This window comes from Providencia sp. PROV033 (genome assembly GCF_028484855.1).
Lineage (GTDB): Bacteria > Pseudomonadota > Gammaproteobacteria > Enterobacterales > Enterobacteriaceae > Providencia > Providencia alcalifaciens.
The window spans coordinates 1-1600 of sequence record NZ_JAMPSW010000171.1 but is presented as its reverse complement, the minus strand read 5'-3'; the positions used below and the strand labels follow the sequence as shown (position 1 = coordinate 1600).

Sequence of the window (1600 nt, the reverse complement as noted above, 5' to 3'; positions counted from 1 at the left end):
GCAGAAATATGGGCGCTCTTCAGCGCTCCCTCTCCCGTTCCAACGGCCACTTCTGATTCGGGCACGTCCACCGCGTTGCCCGCCGCATCCTTCAGTGTCAGCGTCAGCACCTGTGTGCTTTTACCATCCGCCAGTAACGTGCTGCGGGCCGGCATAAAGCTACTCTGGCTCTCGCTGATAACCGGCGCCAGCACCGTCACCTGCGTCTCACTGCGGTTCGAGGTGTTATCGTGCGTATCTATCGCCACGCCGCTGACCGTATAGGTATTTACTGCACCAGGCGCCGTCTGGTACGCAGGCAGAACCACGCTGTACCTTTCAGCACCGTCGTGCACGATTTTCCCGCCGGCCATAAACAAGGCCGGGGCAACCCAATCGATGCGGGCAAGCCCGTATTTGCTGTTGACCAAGACGCCGAGAGACTTTTTCTCCCCCGCATGACCGGTCACCGTCTCGGCGGTGAGGAGGTCTATCACCTCCTTCATGCGATACTCCAGTACGAGATTGTTGTTGCGCTCAACCAAATCGTGGCGGCTACCCGCCAGACTGCGCAGCGCAGAAACCGCTCCCGGATCGATCTGTTGATGCCACGGCACCCCAAACTGGTAGCGCATCTCCACACCCAGACGCGCGTCGTTCTGACCGGATTGCCCCTGGCGGTACTCAGCATTGAACGTCAGCAACGGCACCGGGGTGTAGTTCACCCCTGCCGTAATGGCATGTGGGTCACGCTGCCGCTTGTCTTTACCGAACAAACCTACTTCGTTACCGTAATACTGCTCGTAAGTCAGCTTACCGCCCAACTGCGGCATCGTCGGCAGCCAGGCCTGTGCCCGAACGTCCCAGCCGTTCGCAGGCCGCTCCTCATAATCCGTCAAATCCGGCGAGTCCTTCCAGCCACTCAGACGCATGTAACCGTTGGCGCTCAGCTTCAGGTAATCACGCCAATACTCCATCCCCACCCCCATGCGGGTATGGGAATGGGAGATATCGTGGTCGAGGAACGTATTTCCCCCCAGCATCCAGTCGTCGGCAAACCAACGATACCCCAGCCCCAGGTTGACCTGGTTCCGTTCATCAGTGCGGTGTACACTCCCCTGGGTAAATACCAGCGCGTCCTTTTGCTCACGCAACGGAACCAACAAGTCAAGCTGCGAATTCTTGAGAGAAAAATGCTTGTCCGCATCCAACCGCACCCGGGCAGTACCGAACTGGTTCAGCCATTGCTGGATCTCCCCCCCGACCGCACTGGTGGCCATTCCGCGTGCCAAAGACGAGGCGGCCTCACCGTTCGGGTTGCTTCCCAAAAAACCACCGACTCGCGAGGCCAACTCGGCGGCGCGCAGGGCCTGAGCATCCCCCGACGCTGGCGCGCTCTTCGCGCCGCCCTCCCAGACAACCTTCGGCAAGGGTGCCAAAGGCACGTCCAGTTCGTCGCCAGGGCGCAGTTGCGTCCAGCCATGAGCAAAACTGCGGAACTGATTGAGCTTGCGCAGTGCATCTGGCGTCATATTATAATGCGCCGCAACCATATCGACGGTCTCGCCAGGAGCCAGGGTATAAGGGCGTGTTGCCATGGTGGCCACCTCCCTATCCGCCG

At 59.9% G+C, this 1600-nt stretch carries 1 protein-coding gene; it reads right to left on the bottom strand.

What is annotated here, in order from left to right; translation table 11 throughout:
- The coding region (locus tag PSF16_RS16925; RefSeq protein WP_272689756.1) for an inverse autotransporter beta domain-containing protein at positions 1-1577 on the bottom strand (1577 nt) is incomplete at its 3' end.
- Positions 1578-1600: the final 23 nt, after the last annotated feature.